The organism is Nocardia sp. NPDC051750 (assembly GCF_044453135.1).
Lineage (GTDB): Bacteria > Actinomycetota > Actinomycetes > Mycobacteriales > Mycobacteriaceae > Nocardia.
In genome coordinates this window covers 64,070-82,200 of record NZ_JBITCK010000009.1, presented here as the reverse complement: position 1 = coordinate 82,200, position 18,131 = coordinate 64,070, and the positions used below count along the sequence as shown (strand labels likewise).

General features: G+C 67.6%; 8 protein-coding genes (1 of these 8 cut by a window edge). 6 read left to right on the top strand and 2 right to left on the bottom strand.

What is annotated here, in order from left to right:
* Positions 1 to 13: 13 nt before the first annotated feature.
* Complete coding sequence (locus ACIA75_RS33915; protein WP_397111156.1) at positions 14 to 1,072, bottom strand: amidohydrolase family protein; 1,059 nt, start codon at positions 1,070 to 1,072, stop codon at positions 14 to 16.
* Between the two features lie 128 nt (positions 1,073 to 1,200).
* Here ACIA75_RS33915 and ACIA75_RS33910 point away from each other — a divergent pair, with 128 nt between their 5' ends.
* From ACIA75_RS33910 to mmsB, 5 genes are all read left to right on the top strand, one after another.
* On the top strand, positions 1,201 to 2,766 hold the full coding sequence (locus ACIA75_RS33910; protein ID WP_397111155.1) for a DUF2157 domain-containing protein: 1,566 nt from the start codon (positions 1,201 to 1,203) through the stop codon (positions 2,764 to 2,766).
* A gap of 143 nt (positions 2,767 to 2,909) precedes the next feature.
* Positions 2,910 to 4,409: a CoA-acylating methylmalonate-semialdehyde dehydrogenase gene (locus tag ACIA75_RS33905; protein WP_397111154.1), complete on the top strand. Its 1,500-nt coding sequence runs from the start codon at positions 2,910 to 2,912 to the stop codon at positions 4,407 to 4,409.
* 2 nt (positions 4,410 to 4,411) lie between these two features.
* Positions 4,412 to 5,566: an acyl-CoA dehydrogenase family protein gene (locus tag ACIA75_RS33900; protein ID WP_397111153.1), complete on the top strand. Its 1,155-nt coding sequence runs from the start codon at positions 4,412 to 4,414 to the stop codon at positions 5,564 to 5,566.
* 109 nt (positions 5,567 to 5,675) lie between these two features.
* Entirely contained in the window at positions 5,676 to 6,761 is a 1,086-nt protein-coding gene (locus ACIA75_RS33895; protein ID WP_397111152.1) for an enoyl-CoA hydratase/isomerase family protein, read from the top strand.
* Positions 6,761 to 7,657: a 3-hydroxyisobutyrate dehydrogenase gene (gene mmsB, locus ACIA75_RS33890; protein WP_397111151.1), complete on the top strand. Its 897-nt coding sequence runs from the start codon at positions 6,761 to 6,763 to the stop codon at positions 7,655 to 7,657. The genes ACIA75_RS33895 and mmsB overlap by 1 nt, the downstream gene beginning before the upstream one ends.
* Positions 7,658 to 7,702: 45 nt before the next feature.
* On the opposite strand, the gene ACIA75_RS33885 is transcribed toward mmsB, so the two are convergent.
* On the bottom strand, positions 7,703 to 8,419 hold the full coding sequence (locus ACIA75_RS33885; protein ID WP_397111150.1) for a hypothetical protein: 717 nt from the start codon (positions 8,417 to 8,419) through the stop codon (positions 7,703 to 7,705).
* A gap of 312 nt (positions 8,420 to 8,731) precedes the next feature.
* Between ACIA75_RS33885 and ACIA75_RS33880 the strand changes: the two genes are divergently transcribed.
* Positions 8,732 to 18,131, top strand: the beginning of a protein-coding gene (locus ACIA75_RS33880) for a toxin glutamine deamidase domain-containing protein (RefSeq protein ID WP_397111149.1). Its footprint extends 22,379 nt past the window's final position; the window shows 9,400 of its 31,779 coding nt (coding positions 1–9,400); the start codon lies at positions 8,732 to 8,734; its stop codon lies beyond the right edge, outside the window.

The following is an 18,131-nucleotide window of genomic DNA, read 5'->3' as shown; positions in this document are numbered from 1 at the left end:
GGGCGGAATGAAGTCAGTCCAGCCGGTAGACCCGCTGGGCGTTCGTCCGGAAGATCTTTTCCAGCGGTGCGGAATCACCGATGTGCTCGGTCAGGACGGTCGAGACCGCTTCCGCGCTGCCGGTGATCGAGGTGATCGGCCGGTCGACCGGGAAATTCGACCCCCAGATGAGGCGGTCGGGACCGAACACATCGGCGGCGTGCCGCAGCAGGGGGCCGATCCGGTCGGCGAGTTCCGGCACCGGTGTCGAGGTGCCGGCCCGCGGGACCGGATGCCCGAGGATGGGCATCATCAGCCCGCTGATCTTCGCCACCACCTTCGGCGATTCGGCCAGGTCGGCGATATCGGTGCGCCAGCGTTCGAGAATACGGTTGCGTGCCGCGGCGTCGCGGCCGGTGTGCTTGCCGACCGGGCCGAAGATTCCGGCGGGTGTGCCCAGGTGGTTCAGGATGATGGTCACTTTCGGATAGCGCTGGGCGAGCGCGGTCACCTCCGGGATCTGATGCGAGTACACCCACGCCTCGAAGGCCAGTTCGCGTTCGGCCAGGGCGGCGAAACCGTCCAGGAAAGCCGGGCCGCGCAGCGCGTTCGGCCCGGGCGCGAAACTGCGGATACCGGTATCCGGGTGGTGCGCGACCATACTGCGGATCCCGCGCACCAGCGGCGACGCCGACAGGTGCGCCTCGAGGAGTTCGGCGAACCCCGGATCGGCCGGAAAACCGCCGCCGCTGACCGCCGCGAGCGCCGGGGTGTCCACCCCGAACGGCAGTGCGGTGACCCAGCGTGTTTCCTCCGCCTTCGACCCGGTCCATTCGACCTCGATATGCACCACCGATTCGACCGGCAGCTCACCGGCGTCCGACCGGTAGTCGGCGGGCAGGTACGGGCCCAGATACGCCGAGGGGTCGCCGATGAATTCCCGGTCCCGGCGCGGGGCCAGCCGCACCGCGAGTCCGAGGGGGAGCGGCAGGGCCCGCAGCAGTTTCGCTGTCCGGCTGAATTCACGCGGGTTGGTGAACGGGTCCCACTGATGGATGTGCGCGTCGATGATCCGGATCTCGCCGATGTCCATGGCGCTGCCGGCTCCTTCCCGCGATCGTCGTCGGTTCGCGGGCCCGAGCGTAGCGCGTGCGCACCCCCGCCGGGGTGGATTGATCTCGCGGCGCGAAAGTCGGCGGCCGGGGCGGCATACTGGGTGCTGTGGCCGAACAGGATTCGGCGCCGGAAGCGTCGCAGCAGAACTTGCCGGGTGAGTCGCGCCCCGCGGAGCCCGGAGCGGCGCGGGCCGAGCCGGGAATCCCGTCCGCGGGCGATCCGAAGGCTCCCGCTCGTCGCCGTTTCGGCAAATCATCGAGCGGAACAGGCAAGTCGTCGGCCGCAACCGGCGCGAGTAAGACCGCGGGTCGAACCGCCGGCGACAAAGTGCCGGGCGCACCCGGCACCAGCAACACGCCGACCGGCGGCGGTGGCGAGGAGACGCGCAGCGGAATCGGTGTCGGCGCGGCTCCGGCCGGCATCGGCGGCGATACGACTCCGTCCGGAACGGGCGATGCGAAGGCTCGGGCCGGAACCCGCGGTGGGAAGCCTCGGGCCGGAATCGGGGGTGGCAAGACCTCGGGCGGAAGCAGTGGCGATACGGCTCCGGCCGGAATCGGTGGTGTCGTGGCTCCCGCTGGGGCCAGTGGTGAAATGACTTCGGCCGGCGTCGGCGGCAAGACTGCGCCCGGGCCCGGTGGCGAGCGCCTATCGGATCGGACGGGTGGCGAGAAGCAGCCGGTCGGGCGGGCACCCGAGCGGGCTCCGGCCGCACTGGTGGATCTCGTGCGGCGGGGCGTGCTCGACGAAACCCAGTTGGGCGCGGTGGTGACAGCGCTGGCCGAGGAGCCCCCACGACCTACTCCGGCACGGCTGCTCGCCGAGATCGCCGCGTATGCGGGTGCCGGATTGCTGCTCAGCGGCCTGGTGCTGATCCTGGCCGAATCCTGGGACGATATGGCGAAGGTCGGCCGGTTCGTGCTGTTCGTCCTGGTCGCGCTGGGGTTGATCGTCGCGGGTGTCGCCACCGCCGGTGGGCGGTCGGTGCTGTTCCGTCCGGCCTGGCGCCGGTTCCCCGCCACCGGGCATACCGCGCGGACGCGGCTGGCGGCAGTGCTGCTCGCCCTGGCCGCGGTGAGTATCGCGGCCGCGGCCGGCGCCGTCTTCGACGACGGGAATGTCAGCACCGATACCACCTGGGTGTATGCCGCCGCGGCCGGTCTCGTGGCCGCGGCCGTGGGTTACGCCGCGCTGCCGTCGTTGCTCGGGCTGCTGGTGTGCGCCGGTTTCAGTGCGGCGGCGGTGTCGGGTTTGCTGGGCGAGGTGCTGGGGATCGACGGTGATCTCACCGGCCTGGGGGTGCTGGTTCTCGGTTTCGGATGGCTCGGATTGTCGCGATTGCGGGCCGTGCTCGAGGTGTGGGCGGGGTATGTGGCGGGGGTGGTCCTGGCGGTGGCGGGGGCGCAGATGGTCGATGTGTTCGACGAGATGCGGCTGGCGTATGTCCTGACGGCGGTGGTGTCGGTGGTGTGTTTCGCGGTCTACGCCACCGACCGCTCCTGGGTGCTGAGCCTGGGTGGCGCGGCCGCACTGACCTTGGCGGCAGTGGAGGCGGTGGCGGACTGGACCGGGGAATCGGCGGGGGCGTCCGGGGCGATTCTGGTGGTCGGTGCGGTGGTGCTCGGGATCGGCAGCTATCTGCTGACCCGGTCCGCGAAGAACGCCACGTAAACCGGAAGGTCTGGTTTGTTGGTGGGGTCGGGTGTATCGTTTTGCTTGGACGTCCAACTATTGGACGCCCGCAAGAATGATCTTCGTGTGACGGACGGCCGCAGCGCCGCGCCCGCCACCCCCGACACGAGGCAGGAATCGCCATGGTTCGAGAACTCACACATTTCATCGGCGGGCAGCACGTCCCGGGCGCGTCCGGCCGGTTCGGCGACGTCTACGACCCGAACCTCGGCCAGGTGCAGGCCCGGGTGCCGCTGGCGAGTAAATCCGAGGTCGAGCAGGTCATTGCGAATGCCGAAGCCGCTCAGGCCGGTTGGGCCGCGACGAACCCGCAGCGGCGGGCCCGGGTCCTGATGAAGTTCGTCTCCCTCGTCAACGACGAGATGGATTCCCTTGCCGCGTTGCTGTCCAGCGAGCACGGAAAGACCATTCCCGACGCCAAGGGCGATATCCAGCGCGGGCTCGAAGTGATCGAATTCTCGATCGGTATTCCGCACCTCCTCAAGGGTGAATACACCGAGAGCGCGGGCACCGGGATCGATGTGTACTCGATGCGCCAGCCGCTGGGTGTGGTCGCCGGTATCACCCCGTTCAACTTCCCGGCCATGATCCCGCTCTGGAAGGCCGGTCCGGCGCTGGCCTGCGGTAATGCCTTCGTGCTCAAGCCCTCCGAACGCGATCCCTCGGTCCCGTTGCGGCTCGCCGAACTGTTCCTCGAAGCCGGTTTGCCCGAGGGCGTGTTCAACGTGGTCAACGGCGACAAGGAAGCCGTCGACACCATCCTGCACGACCCCCGGATCAAGGCTGTCGGCTTCGTCGGCTCCACCCCGATCGCGCAGTACATCTACGAAACCGCCACCGCCAACGGCAAGCGCGCCCAGTGCTTCGGCGGCGCGAAGAACCACGCCATCGTCATGCCGGACGCCGATCTCGACGATGTCGCCGACCAGTTGATCGGTGCCGGCTACGGTTCGGCCGGCGAGCGCTGTATGGCGATCTCGGTGGCCGTGCCCGTGGGCGAGGAGACCGCGAACCGGCTGGTCGAGAAGCTCACCGAGCGGGTGCACAAGCTCAACGTCGGCAAATCCGACGATCCCGGCGCCGACTACGGGCCGCTGGTGGGCCTCGACGGTGTGGACCGGGTGAAGAAGTACATCCAGCAGGGCATCGACGAGGGCGCCGAACTGGTGGTCGATGGCCGCGGGATCACCGTGGAGGGCGCCGAGAACGGCTACTTCGTCGGCGCGACCCTGTTCGACCGGGTCGGCAAGGAGATGTCGATCTATACCGACGAGATCTTCGGCCCGGTGCTCAGCGTGGTGCGCGCGGGCGACTACGAGGAAGCCCTGGCGCTCGCCAACGATCACGAATACGGCAACGGTGTCGCGATCTTCACCCGCGACGGTGATGCCGCCCGTGACTTCGCGGCCAAGGTGCAGGTGGGCATGGTCGGGATCAATGTCCCGATCCCCGTGCCGATCGCCTACTACACCTTCGGCGGCTGGAAGCGGTCCGGGTTCGGCGATCTGAACCAGCACGGCCCCGATTCGATCCGCTTCTACACCAAGACCAAGACCGTCACCCAGCGGTGGCCGGCGGGGCTGAAGGAGAGCAACAGCTTCGTCATCCCCACGATGGAATGATCATGTTCACTCTCGACGAGGACGAGCGGGCCATCCGCGATACCGCCCGGGAGTTCGCCGACGAATACCTGGCCCCGCATGCCGTGGAATGGGATCAGGAGAAGCATTTCCCGGTGGACGTCCTGCGGAAATCGGGTGCGGTCGGGCTGGGCGGCATCTACGTGGACGAGGAATTCGGTGGGTCCGGGCTGCGCCGGCTGGACGCGGTCCGCATCTTCGAACAGCTCGCCACCGGCTGCCCGGCCGTGGCCGCCTATATTTCCATCCACAACATGGCGACCTGGATGATCGACGCCTACGGTGACGACGAACAGCGCCGCCGCTGGCTGCCGGGGCTCACCGCGATGGATCTGCTGGCCAGCTACGCGCTCACCGAACCGGGGGTGGGGTCGGATGCCGCGGCCATCACCACCCGGGCGGTACGCGACGGCGACGACTACATCGTCAACGGTGTCAAGCAGTTCATCTCGGGTGCGGGTAGCAACGACGTGTACGTCATGATGGTCCGCACCCAGGACACCGGTGGCCGGGGAATCTCGACGCTGGTGATCCCGGCCGACACCCCCGGCCTCGAGGTGGGGCCGAACGAGAAGAAGATGGGCTGGAACGCCCAGCCCACCCGGCAGGTGATCCTCACCGATGCCCGCGTCCCCGTGGCCAACCGGCTCGGCGCCGAGGGCGACGGATTCCGGATCGCCATGAACGGGCTCAACGGCGGCCGCCTCAATATCGCGGCGTGCTCGGTGGGCGGGGCCCAGGCCGCGCTCGAAAAAACCGTGCCCTACCTGGCCCAGCGCACCGCGTTCGGCGCACCGCTGCTGAACAATCAGGCGCTGCAGTTCGAACTGGCCGATATGCGGACGAAGCTGGAGGCGGCCCGGACACTGCTGTGGCGGGCGGCGGCGGCCTTGGACGCGGACGCGCCGGACAAGGTCGAACTCTGTGCCATGGCCAAACGTTTCGGCACCGACGCCGGGTTCGAGGTTGCCAACAGCGCCCTGCAACTGCACGGCGGTTACGGTTACCTCGCCGAATACGGGCTGGAGAAGATCGTCCGGGACCTGCGGGTGCATCAGATCCTGGAGGGCACCAACGAGATCATGCGTATGGTCGTGGCCCGGTCGATGACGGCGTCCGTCGCGGGTACGCCGGCATGATCGGTCAGCGCCCGGAGGCGGTAGCGGAGCGTAACCACGGAGGGTGCCCGATCATGGCGAATGACACAGCGTTCGGCTGGGTCGCGCCGGCTTGCGCGGAAGGAACTATATGAGCGACGAACCCGAAGTCCTGGTCGAACAGCGTGACGGCCTCGGACTGATCACCTTGAACCGGCCCAAGGCCATCAACGCGCTCAACCATGCGATGGCGCTGACCATCACCGAGCAGTTGCGCGCCTGGGCCACCGAAGATTCGGTGCGCACCGTCGCCATCACCGGCGCCGGGGAACGCGGGCTGTGCGCCGGCGGCGATATCGTCGCCATTCATCACGACGCCAAGGAACAGCAGGCCGCCGGGCATATCGGGTCGGCGGCGGACTCGGCCACCGGGAAGTTCTGGCGGGACGAGTACATCCTCAACGCGCTGATCGGCCGCTACCCGAAACCGTATGTCGCGGTGATGGACGGGATCGTGATGGGCGGCGGGGTCGGGCTCTCCGCGCACGGCAGCCACCGGATCGTCACCGAGAAGTCGACCATCGGGATGCCCGAGGTCGGAATCGGTTTCATCCCCGATGTCGGCGGCACCTATCTGCTGTCGCGGGCGCCGGGCGAACTGGGCACCCATATCGCGCTCACCACGGCACGGATGAAGGCGGGTGACGCCATCGCCACCGGTTTCGCGGACTATTACGTTCCCGCCGAACAGATTCCGGCCCTGCTGACCACCCTGCAGACGGAATCCGCGGATATCGCGATCGCCAAATACGCCACCGAGGCGCCGGAATCGGTGCTGCTCGGGCAGCGTGCGTGGATCGATGCGTGCTACGGCGCGGAGACGGTCGCCGAGATCGTCGCCCATCTGCAGGAGCACCCCGATACCGAGGCGAATGCCGCCGCCACCGCGATACTCGGTAAATCGCCGGTCGCGCTGCAAGTCACCCTGCGGTCGCTGCGGTCGGCCGGTAGGGCGGACAGCTTGGAGGCGGTGCTGAACGAGGAATACCGCGTTTCGATCGCCTCGCTGGCCTCGCACGATCTGGTCGAGGGAATCCGCGCGCAGGTCGTCGACAAGGACCGCAACCCGCAGTGGTCGCCCGCTACTGCGACCGATGTCACCGCCGCGCAGGTCGACGCGTATTTCGCCGAACTCGGGGCGCGGGAACTGGGTCTGACAACTCCGGAGGACAAGTAATGAGCAAGACGATCGGCTTCCTCGGTCTCGGCCATATGGGCGGGCCCATGGCGGCGAACCTGGTCAAGGCCGGGTATGACGTGCACGCGTTCGACCCGTCGGCCGCCGCACAGGAACAGGCCCGTGCCGACGGTGTGGCGCTGGTGGACACCGGTATCGCCGCGGCCACCGGCCGGGACATCGTCATCACGATGCTCACCAACGGCAAACTGGTGCGCGACGTGTATGCCGAACTGCTGCCGGTCGCGGCGCCGGACACGCTGTTCGTGGACTGCTCGACCATCGATGTCGCCGACGCCAAGGCGGCCGCGGAAACGGCCACGGCGGCCGGGCACCGGGCACTGGATGCCCCGGTCTCCGGTGGTGTCGCGGGCGCGGCGGCCGGCACGCTGACGTTCATGGTCGGCGGCGCGGAAGCCGATTTCGCCGAGGCGCTGCCGGTGCTCGAGGTGATGGGCGCCAAGGTTGTGCACTGTGGGGCGTCCGGGGTCGGCCAGGCGGCCAAGATCTGCAACAACATGCTGCTCGGCATCTCCATGATCGGCCTGTCCGAAGCGCTGGTGCTGGGGGAGAAACTGGGGCTGAGCCACCAGTCGTTCTTCGACGTGGTGTCCACCGCGTCCGGACAGAGCTGGGCGCTCACCACCTACTGCCCGGTGCCGGGCCCGGTGCCGACCAGCCCGGCGAACAACGACTACCAGCCGGGTTTCGCGACGGCATTGATGAACAAGGATCTCGGGCTGGCGGCGGAAGCATTGCGCGCCAACGGTGTCGAGGGCCGGATCGGTCAGCTGGCCGCGGAGATCTACCGCGAATTCAACGAGAGTTCCGGCGGCCGGGATTTCTCGGCGATCATCACCGCGGTGCGCGAGCGCAGCGCGGGCTCCGCCGAGTAGCTCCCGCCCGTTCGCCAGGGGGTGCGTCGCGGCGCGGCGCACCCCCTAGTCGAACCGGTAGTTGTAGGTCGCGTAGCGCTCTCGGGCGCTGCCGGCGTCCTCCCAGGTGAACCCGTAGATGCCGAAATGTTCCAGGCGGATGCGGGTATCGGCGTACAGATCGAATCCGCTGCGCCGGACACGCTCACAGAAGGCGAAATCCTCGCCGAGGTACCAGTGGTTTCCGTCGTCCTCGGGTAGCAGCATCGGCAGGAAGTACGGGACGATCGGCTGATCGAACCGCAGGTTGCACACCGGAAGCTGCTCCTGTTCGACGATCTTCTCGTACACGAAGCGCCGGGTGTGCAGGAAACCGGTTGCTGCGTACCGTAATTCGGTGAGCCCGCCGCCCTCGCCGAAAACGAAACTCTCCGATTCGGGCAGTTTGTAGACGGCGATCGCGCGGGCATTCTTCTTCGCATAGACCCCGCTGACCACCGGAAGATCGTGTTCGCGCAGCATGTCCACCGCGTCCGGGTGGAAACCGATATCCGAGTCGATCCACATCAGCTCCTCGAAACCCGCGGCCAGCGCGTCGGTCGCGAGCTGGCTCCGCGCCTGGTCGATGGCCGACGAGCCGAATCTGCGCCATACGGTGTAGCCCCGCCGCTCCAGCTTCCGCAGGCCGTCCTCGCATCCGTTCTCGATATGGCTGCCGACCGGCACCAGGACAACACAGCGCGAGGGATCCATTTCCGATTTTCCGCCTTCCAGCCAGACCACGATCGAATCAACCGTACCGTCGAGAATCCGCCCGGGCGCGCGGGCAACGACTCTGATCCGGGGGTGGCCGGCGCCGGATCCCGGCGCTGTTCGGTGGCTGGAAACACGGTGTTGGGCAGCCGGTTCAACCGAGTTCACGCCCGGGGCCGGGACGGCACCCGCGAGGTAACGCAGAGGCAACGCGGCAGTAACTGGCTGGGGCCGAATTTCCATCCATGTCATGATCCGATCATCTGGATTGCGGTAATCTGACCGAACCGGTCGTCGGATGAATTGGGTGATCAGCACAGTGATTTCGAATGCGCTGTCCCGATGACTCTCTACTTACCCGAGGAAATGCGCTGGCTGGGCTGGATCGCGGGCGCCGAATGGCCGGACGGGGACGAAGACAAAGCCTGGGCGGTCTCGGAGGTCTGGAAGGAAGAGGCCGAGGCGCTGCAGGCCCTGTACGCCGCGATCGAGCTGGCCAAACAGGCCACCATGGCGGCATATCAGGCAGGCGATGCCCAGGCGGAGATGGCCGCTCGCTACGACAAGCTCCGATACGGCGACCAATCCCTCGAAGCGCTGGTCAACAGCATGCTCGGAACGTCGGAGTCGACCTTCGACTACGGCACCGAACTGCAGGCCGCGAAGATCAATATCATCATCACGCTGTGCTGGCTTGCGGTCGAAATAGCCCTGGCCTGGCTCTTCCCGCCCACCGCGCCCGCGGTGGAAGCCGCGGCGATCGGCACCACGCGGGCCATCATGCAGGCCATCCGTACCGGCACCCAGCAAGCGATCAAGAATCTGGCGTCGAAACTGGGTGCCCCGAAGATAGAGCGGAGTTTCTGGCGCAACCTTGCCAACGGCAAACCGACGATGCCCACGGCCAGTGACTGGGGCAGCATAGGTTCGGAGGTGATCCAGGGCGCCGCGGAAGAAGCGGTGATCAACGCGTCGGTGCAGCTCGGCCAGATGGCCGACGGTAAGCGTGACGAGTTCAACGGTGAGGAATTCGGTTACAGCGTTCTCGCCGGTGGCGCCGCGGAGCCGGTGGGCGCGGGGGTGGCCAAGGGACTCAACAAGGGATTCGACAACGGCTTCGGATTCAACAAGAACTTCGGCGACAACCTCGACAACTGGTGGGGACGGCCGACCCGCAACGCGGTGGTGGGAGCCGGCGCGGACGGAATCGCAGGGATCTTCGGCAGTCTGCTCGTCGCCGGCGTCTCCGGGCAGAGCCTCAGCGACAGCATCACCGGTATCGGGGTGGCCGGCGGCTTCATCCAGGGCGCCATGGTCGGGGCGGCGGATCCGTCGAGCTTCTACGGCGCGGGCATGTTCGGGCGGTCGGCCCCGACCGATTGGTCGGCCGGGGCCGACAGCGGGGAGATCGGTTCGGAGTTCGTTCCCGGTCCCGGCCCCGGCGACGGGTCCGCGCCGAACGGGGAGAAATCGCACAATCCGCCGCCGACGGAAAGCACCCGCGAAAATCCGGGTTCCTCCTCGCCGGGCGGACAGGACCGGCAGAACTCTCCGGGCGGCCCGAATACCTCGCCGAGTTCGGGGAGATCGGATTTCGGGTCGAACGGACAGCAGTCGCCGGGCGGCCGGCAGTCGTTCGGCGAACAGGCGCCGGGCGGTCAGTCGTCGCCGGGCGGCGATGAGAAGCCCGGGGAGCAGAACTCTTCGCGCCCGGATCCGAACAGCGATCAGCCGGGGCAGAACAACACCCCCGAAACATCGGATTCCGCTGATAGCGGAAGGGGCGAGTCGCAACAGCAGGGGCCATCGCAGCAGCCGGGCCAGCAGCCGCCGACGCAGCAGCCCACATCCGAAACTCCGGGCCCGGCGCAGCAGACCCCGCCGGGTTCGCAGAGCGGCGACACACCGGTGCCGAACCCGGCAGGCGAGTCCGGGCCGGGCAGTCAGCAGCAGCCGAGTTCTCCGCCCGTCAGCTCCACCGGCGGCGAGACGACGACCGGCCCGGACGGCAGCGACCAGGGTTCGTCCGACCAACAGGCCGGTGGTCAAAAGGGGCCGGAGTCGCAGGTCGCCGGGCAGGAAGGGCCGGAGTCGCAGGTCGGTGCTCAGGAGGGGCCGGAGTCGCAGGCCGGTGGCCAGGATGCGGAGGCACGTCCCGACGCCGATGCCGGGCAGCGGCCCTCGGAAGCCGGTGATCCGAACGCTGTTACCGGCGAGAGTAACTCCGCTTCCGGCGAAGGCGAGGGAACACGCGGCGAGACGGGCGGTCCGCGCGATACCGGGCAGCAGGTCACGGCACCGCAGTCGAACGAATCCCAGTCGCCGACCGCGGCTCCGCCCGGTGCGTCCACGGCCGGGCCGGTATCGGCGGGTGCGCCCAACCAGGCCGCGCCCGGCTCGACGACACCCGGAGCGACGGGACCGGCCACGACCGGTACGTCCGGCCCGGCACCTACCGGATCGAGTTCGACGGCAGCCGGCGGGCCGGCGTCGAGCGCCGCCGGGGGGCCGAATTCGACCACGAGCGGAAGTCCGAATCAGCCAGCGGCGCCGAACTCCGCTGCCGCCAAGGATTCGGCAGGGGAACAGTCGAGCCCGAAATCGGGTACGCGGTCCGGGCCGCTGACCGCGATGCCACAGAACGGTTCCGCCACGCCGGAGCGCACCGGTGCGGACGGTGCGCGGGTGGTGCGGTCCGACGGGTCGCCGCAGGCGGGGATAGACAGTTCGCCGAAGAGTTCCCGTGCCGAAGAATCGCCGAAACTGCCGTCGAACCAGCAGTCGCAGTACCGGGTGCAACCCGCGCCCGGGCCGCAGCCGCCGGCCCCGCAACAGGGCCCGGCCCCGCAGCAGAGCCAATCCCCGCAGCAGAGCCAATCCCCGCAGCAGGGTCCGGCTCAGCAACAAGGCCCGGCTCAGCACCAGGACCTGGTGACGCAGCGAGGCCCGGCGCAGAAGCAGCCGGCGGAGGCGCAGGCCGGTCCGGCGCCGGACTCGCAGTCGCCGGATCCTGCGACACCGCAGGGCCAGCCGATCCCGATACCGATGAACGCCGGTCCGCAGGCCGCGCCGCCCCCGGGCCCGGTGCGGCAACCGGTTCCGGCGGCTTCTCCGGTGTCCTCGGAGAATCCGGTCCAGGGGACCGGGCCCGAGCACGATCAGGTACCGCAGCCGAGGTATCCGGTGCTGGATCCGCCGATGCACCTGGCCAACCCGAGCGGAACCCGGGTCTTCGGGCCGGGCCTGCTCGCACCGGTGGAAGACCCGGCACTCCAACAGGACGTCGAAGATGCGCTCCGGGGCCCCGACGGAAACTTCGTGGCGTACGCCGATCCGCGCACGGTCATGGCCAACGGGAAGCGGTACGGTGAGCTGATCAATCCCGGCGGTACCAGCGTGCTGGGGCGGAGCAACAACTGCCTCGACTGCACCCTGTCGGGGCTCGCGACCTTCCTCGGGCGACCCGAAGTCGCCGCACCCCGTTATCCCGATATGGTGAACGGAACCATCGATACGGTCGCGGGTGAGCGCGACGGTATGCAGCGGGTTCACCATATCCTCGGGTCCCGGCCGAACAGTTTCGGTGGCGGGAATCTGTCGGTCTCCGAACAATTCGCCGCCATCTCCGACTATATGGCCGCGCTGGGCCCGGGCTCGGCGGCCGTTGTCCGCACCACCGCCGGCCGGAAAAGTGAGGCCGGAACCGGTACACCGCGGGACGAGGACGGCAAGCCCGTACCGGGCCCGGGACATACCAGCCTGATCGTTTACCCGGCGGGCGCCGACGGGCCGGTGTGGTGGGATCCGCAGTCCGGCGAGACATCCGATCTGCCGATCGACTGGATGGTGCGGGATTCGATCGAGGTCGACTTCGTACCGATCCCGCCGGGTCGCCTCGTGAGCGATGAATCGTCCGCCGAAGGAGCCAGTGATGACGTTGCCGCTACAGACCGAGGACCAGGTCCACGACTACCTGCGCACAGCCCTTCCGGTTCAGCGTTCATATCTGATCGGCCGGATACCGATCGGAGCCTGGTTGATCCAGCCGGCGGTGACCGAGGAGGACCGGTCGATCGGGATATCGAATCTGGTGGTGAACGCGGAGACCGGAGTGATACTGCAGTATCCGAGCTGGTCGGGCCGGCGGACAGCGGAGGAGTACACGACCGCGATCGAGGCCGGTCGCAGCCCGGAGGGGCGGCAGATCTATCCGAGGCAGACGCGGATCGAACTGGTACGGACCGAGGAGAGCGCGGACCGGATCGAGTACCGCATCAGCGTGGGGTCGACAGTGAAACCCGCGGAACAGTTCTCGATGGTGATCGACAGACGGACCCGGCTGCCGCAGCCGGTGAGCAGCGACGCGATGGTGGCCGCGGCCTGGGCCGGTTGGTACCAGGAGCAGAACGGGACCTGGCCGGAGACGGGGACCACGGAGTACTGACTCCGGGCCCGGCACCACGGCCCGCGAATGCCGAGACAGATTCGCTGTCCCACCCCATTGAGACTCCGTCACGTGATGAGTCCGTCCCGCCCGGCGACAATGTTGTCGATGCCGTGGAAACCGACCACGAGGTCGACGATTCGCCGGGCCGGAGCTGGGACGAGATCACCGGACTCGGTCCCGGGCCGCTGCAGTTGTCCCGGACCGAGTTCGCCAAGAGGCCGGCCGGCGCGGATGCTCTCGTGGTGTTGGGCGACGAGTCCGGCGCCCGGTACGTCTGGTCCAGGTCCGGTGGGTTGACCGACGCCGGTGGGGGAGCGGTGCCGGGTTCGGCGACCTTGGACTCGGTGCTGTCGGATTCGTCGATCACCGAGGTCCGGATTCCGACTCCCTCCGCGCGTCCGGCCCCGAATACCGACGGCAGCAGCACTGTTCGCCCGGCGCAGTCACCGATCCGGCCGATCTACCCACCCTCGGGGCGCCCGGGTACCGATCGGGTTCCCGGGTCGCATCCGTCCGCATTCCAGCCGCAACGAGACTTCCCGTCGATCGATACCACCCTCGGTATCAGGCCGGCCTCGCCACCGTCGAACGTGCTCGGTCGCAGCCCGTCCGGGCAGACCGAGGCAGGCCCCTCGACACCGGCGAGATATCAGTTCGACACCCAGGTCAACGACGGTTCGACCGAGCCGCCGGTGAAGGTGCCGGCGCCGGAGACCGCACCACCACGTGAATTCCCCGCGACAATCGCCCCGTACGAACGCCGGACGAGATCCGGGCTCGGGCGGCTGTTCCAGGGATTGTCCCGCCGAGTGCCGACCGCGCTGGTCGACGGCCGCCGGACGACCGTGCAGCAGGAGTCGTGGCATCACCCCACGACCATGCGCAATCCCTATCTGCAGCTGACCGGCGAATCGAACGACCGAGGTCTGTGGATCCGTCCCGCACACCGCACAGCGGAACTCCCCGGAGATACGGTGGGGCGGTTCGGCGGTTGGCTGGCGATGCACTGGTTGCTGCAGGGGCCCTCGGACCGAGCCAGATTCGATTACACGACACTCACAGCCACCCAGCGCCAGGCTGCGATCAACGTCATCGCCGGTCTGCGGGCCGAAAGCGAGGACCGCACCCATGCACAGTGGATCACCTGGGCGGAACTGAGCCTGGGCGGCAATGCCAGACATGAACCTCGCGATTCGGTGCAGCTGCGGAATCTGCCCGACAACGCCCGGGTCTGGATGCTGAACTCCGACCGTTCCCGCACATGGGCGGTGCAGCGCATCGACGACAGCGAGTACTTCCACGTCTACGATCCCGACACCGGTGTGCCCGGCCGTTCGCATGTCACGGTGCTGGAACAGATGATGCGTCATCCCGAGTTCACCATCACTGATCTGGTGGTTCTCGAGGATGGAGACCGGTCTGTAGCGCCCGCCGAAACGGTGATGGCTCAGGCCGTGGCTCCCGCGCGCGAACCGCTGCCGGTCTACGGCGAGCTCGGTGAACGCCTGCCCGGCTATCCGGAGCCGCCTGCCTACACCGCTCCGGAGGATCCGGCCGCGGTGTGGGGTGGGGTCAACTGTGCGGTGATCGCGCTGGAACAGTTGTCCGCGTTCACCGGGCGTCCGCGTGCTCAGGTGGCCGAGTCGCTGTCCGGTATCACGGGTATGCCCGCGGAGGCGCTGGCGGACAGCGCGGGTGCGCCGTTGCGGCAGTTCCGGAACCATGACCATATTGCCGCGCAGCTGGTCGAGCGGGGTCCGGGTGCGGTGGCTCTGGTGGTGGACGACTACCGGGGTTACACGGATGCCAATGGGGTGGGTGCTCATGCGTATCTGCTGCGTGTGGGCGAGGACGGCACCGTCGCGGTGCATGATTCGTCCGATCCGGATACCCGGGTTTTCCCGCCGCACGTTCCGCGTGAGCTGGCGGGGACGTATGCGGTGCTCTACGACGCTCAGGGCAATCCGGTGTCCACGGATCTCGGCTCAACTCTCGACGGTGATGTCCGCATCGGGTTGTCCACGGCGCCGGACGACACCTTCACCACCGGAACAGATGATGCGGTCGACCGCCCACCGGCCCGAAGCTGGGACGAGGTCACCGAACTCGGTTCCCGTTCGAAAACGCTGACCAAGACCGCATTCGGCAAGAGCCCCATCGACACCTACGATCTCGTAGTCTTCGGCGACGAATCCGGAGCGCGATACATCAGGTCCGAGTCGGGCGAAATTACCGATGCCGAGGGTCGGGCGGTGCCGGCGTCGACAACCCTGGACTCGTTGCTGTCGGATCCGTCGATCACCGAGGTCCGGATTCCCGGCCTCAGCGATCCGGTGTGGAATTTCGGCCGGAACCGCGCAGGCGCCGAGGACCTGATCGATGTCATGGCGATTCCGCCACGCACGATCTCCTGGCTGCGCAAACACGTCGTCCACGCAGTGGAGACCAGCGGCGGCACCAGATCCGAAGCCGGACAATGGCTGCAGAATGTCCGGGAATTCAATCCAGATGCGACCGACGCCGAAATTCGCGAGAAGCTAGACGAACTGGGGGTCGACCAGAAATTCAAGGACGAGGTGGACAGGATCCTGTCCACCGGTCCGGTCCGCGCCCGGTTCGACCGCGTCATGGGCAGGACGGGTCCGGACAGCGAATCCGGAAGCGCCCCGGGCGAGAAATTCCGCGAGGCCGTCGACCGGAAACTGACCAACCGCCTGACCACCGCCGAGATGTACCGCCTGCTGAGCGAATCGGGTATGCCGCTGGCCGTGGAATACCAGGGCAAACCGTTTCCGGTGTTCCTGCGGCTGAAACTGCGCGCGCGCGAGAAGTCGCGGCCGAACGACGGGCCGGCGGTGAGTACTCAGCGGTGGACCTACGGAATCGCCGAGAGCAGTGACTCCGCGGGCGGCCACGATCTGCGCTCGGCCGGACTCTCCGGCAGCAAACTGTGGGATGTTTTCAGCCAGACGTTCCTCAACTGGGGCCTGGCACCGCAGTTCAACCTCACGCACAACCAGCTGTCCTCGGGCACATCGGTCTACTCGACGATCCAGTCGATCATCAAGAAGCGCAGCACCGAAGCCGCCGCTGTACCGCACGACTACGAGATGCAGTGGGAGATACGTCTCAACGACGACGGCGTGGACGGTGTGCTGTCGCCGGACATGCCGACCGCGGCGGGCTGGATGCCCATCGAGGAACCGGCCCCGGATGATCTGGTGGCCTGGTTCCCGAAATACCTGGACAAGAGCAGGGAGATCCCGAAGGTCGATCCCAAGAACGATGCCACCATCCCCCCGCCCTGGCACCGCTCCAAGAAGAAGCCGGCGTCCACGACCCCGGACCCGAAGGTCGAGGAAGGCAAGGAGTCCACCTCCCCGGAGTCGAAGGTCGAGGAAGGCAAGGAGTCCACCTCCCCGGAGCCGAAGGCCGAGGAGGACAAGGATTCCACCTCCCTGGAGCAGTTCCCCTTCTACGGTCCGCTCGACTTCCCGCATCACGACCGGCTCTTCGCCGATGTGATGGCCTCATTCCCCGATCAGGTGAAGGGCATCTCCCAGGTCTCCGCGGTCCAGCTGCGGACGTTCTTCGGCGACAACTTCCGCGGCAACATCCCGATGATGCACGGCGGCTCGGCGGCGTCCCCGACCCTGTACACGGCGTCGGGCAAACCGCTCGGGTACTTCGAGGTGGAGATCGCCGACTTCCACGGCGGCACTACCCTCACCGGACCCACCACCACGCCGGGCGCCTCCCGGCTCGAATACAACGTGCTGCGCGCGTTGCGCACGCAGGCCAGAGCCATGATCTCCAACGCGCTCGGCGCCTCGCTGGGGCTGCCCTTCGGACTGGGTAAGGGCAAGGCAGACGAGAAGACCGGTTATTCGCCGGTCGGGGGGACCCTCACGCCCCTCAAAGCCGGTGTATCGCACCAGAACAGTCATGCGCTGACCTACGGTGGCCGGGCCCTCACGTCGCGTGCACTGCGGCTGGTGGCGCACCTGCTGCACACCACACCCGAGATGGAGGTCCGGGTCAAATTCGTCCGGGCCGACGGCCCGGCAATCCAGCCGAAGCCGGGATCGCCCCTGGCCCCGGCCGAGAACAAGGACGGGAAAGACCCGAACGAGGGCAGGCCCGGGAAGCGCTACCCGATCAACATGCTGGTGCCGTCGAAGCAATCGCTCGGCCGCCGGCCCCAGGAAGGAAAACACCGCCACCTGCCCCCGGATCTGCTGCACCTGCAACAACTCGGACTGCTGACCACACCGCTCCAGGTCGATATCCCCGCGAAAGTATTCGACGATATCGAAACGTTCGTCGCCGGCAAGGGCTTCCTGCCGCCCGCGGACGCGAAATGGAATTTCTTCGACCAGGATTCCACCAGGAATCAGCGACTGGAGAACTCCCGCAAACTCGCGCAGATCAAAGCCAGGATGGGTCGCCTCGCGACGGCGGACGATATGATCCAGGGCGGCTCCCGCACCGTGTTCGAGAAGTCCAACGGCATCGACACCGAGCGCATCACCGTGACCATCAAGGCCGCACGGGACCCGGATCGGGACGTCACCCATGAATGGACGACCGACGACGTCCAGACGATGAACTACACCGGCATCATCCTGCACAGCGGGGAGCAGTCCGAAAGTACACCGTTCGCCTGGGAGGCCGGCCCCGAGGCCAGATGGACCAACCCGTTCGACGTCGCGGGCAGCGGGCTGTCGAGCGTCGACTTCTCGTACGTCCGGTCGGGCGGCACATCGAAGACCACCCAGGCCGACCACAACCACGCCGAAGAGAACTACACCTTCAGCCCGAACAACAAAACCGACAAGCCCGGCCTCCAGATCTTCGACGTACCCACCCGCTACTACGTGGAGATCGCCTACAGTCACGGTCCCGGCGCGGACCCGATCGAGGATGAGGGCAGCTTCCACCTGGCCGTCCCGACATACCTGACGACCGAAAAAGCCACTACCGACCGCCTGCCGGAACCGGAGATCCGCGACAAGCCGGACTCCGCGGCCGCGCCACCCACCGACGTCACCGCGAGCCTCGGCCTCGCCGCGAAAGCCTCGATCGACAAGGGTGTCGGCCGGCTCCCGCTGTCCGCCGTCATCGCCGGACACCCGGTCGGCGAGGTACTCCACAAGGCCACGATGGGTCTCATCGGCGATATCGAACGTGACGTCGCGGCCGAGTCCGGCAAGCCCGCGGACGGTGAACAGCCCCCCGCCGCGCCCGACAGTTCCACGAAGGCTCCGGAGGGTACGCTCCCGTTCTACCGGCAAC

Bases quoted from the DNA above. Each gene is read 5' to 3' on its own strand.
- ACIA75_RS33915 (WP_397111156.1), bottom strand. From the start codon at position 1,072: ATGGACATCGGCGAGATCCGGATCATCGACGCGCACATCCATCAGTGG.
- ACIA75_RS33900 (WP_397111153.1), top strand. From the start codon at position 4,412: ATGTTCACTCTCGACGAGGACGAGCGGGCCATCCGCGATACCGCCCGG.
- ACIA75_RS33905 (WP_397111154.1), top strand. From the start codon at position 2,910: ATGGTTCGAGAACTCACACATTTCATCGGCGGGCAGCACGTCCCGGGC.
- ACIA75_RS33895 (WP_397111152.1), top strand. From the start codon at position 5,676: ATGAGCGACGAACCCGAAGTCCTGGTCGAACAGCGTGACGGCCTCGGA.
- mmsB (WP_397111151.1), top strand. From the start codon at position 6,761: ATGAGCAAGACGATCGGCTTCCTCGGTCTCGGCCATATGGGCGGGCCC.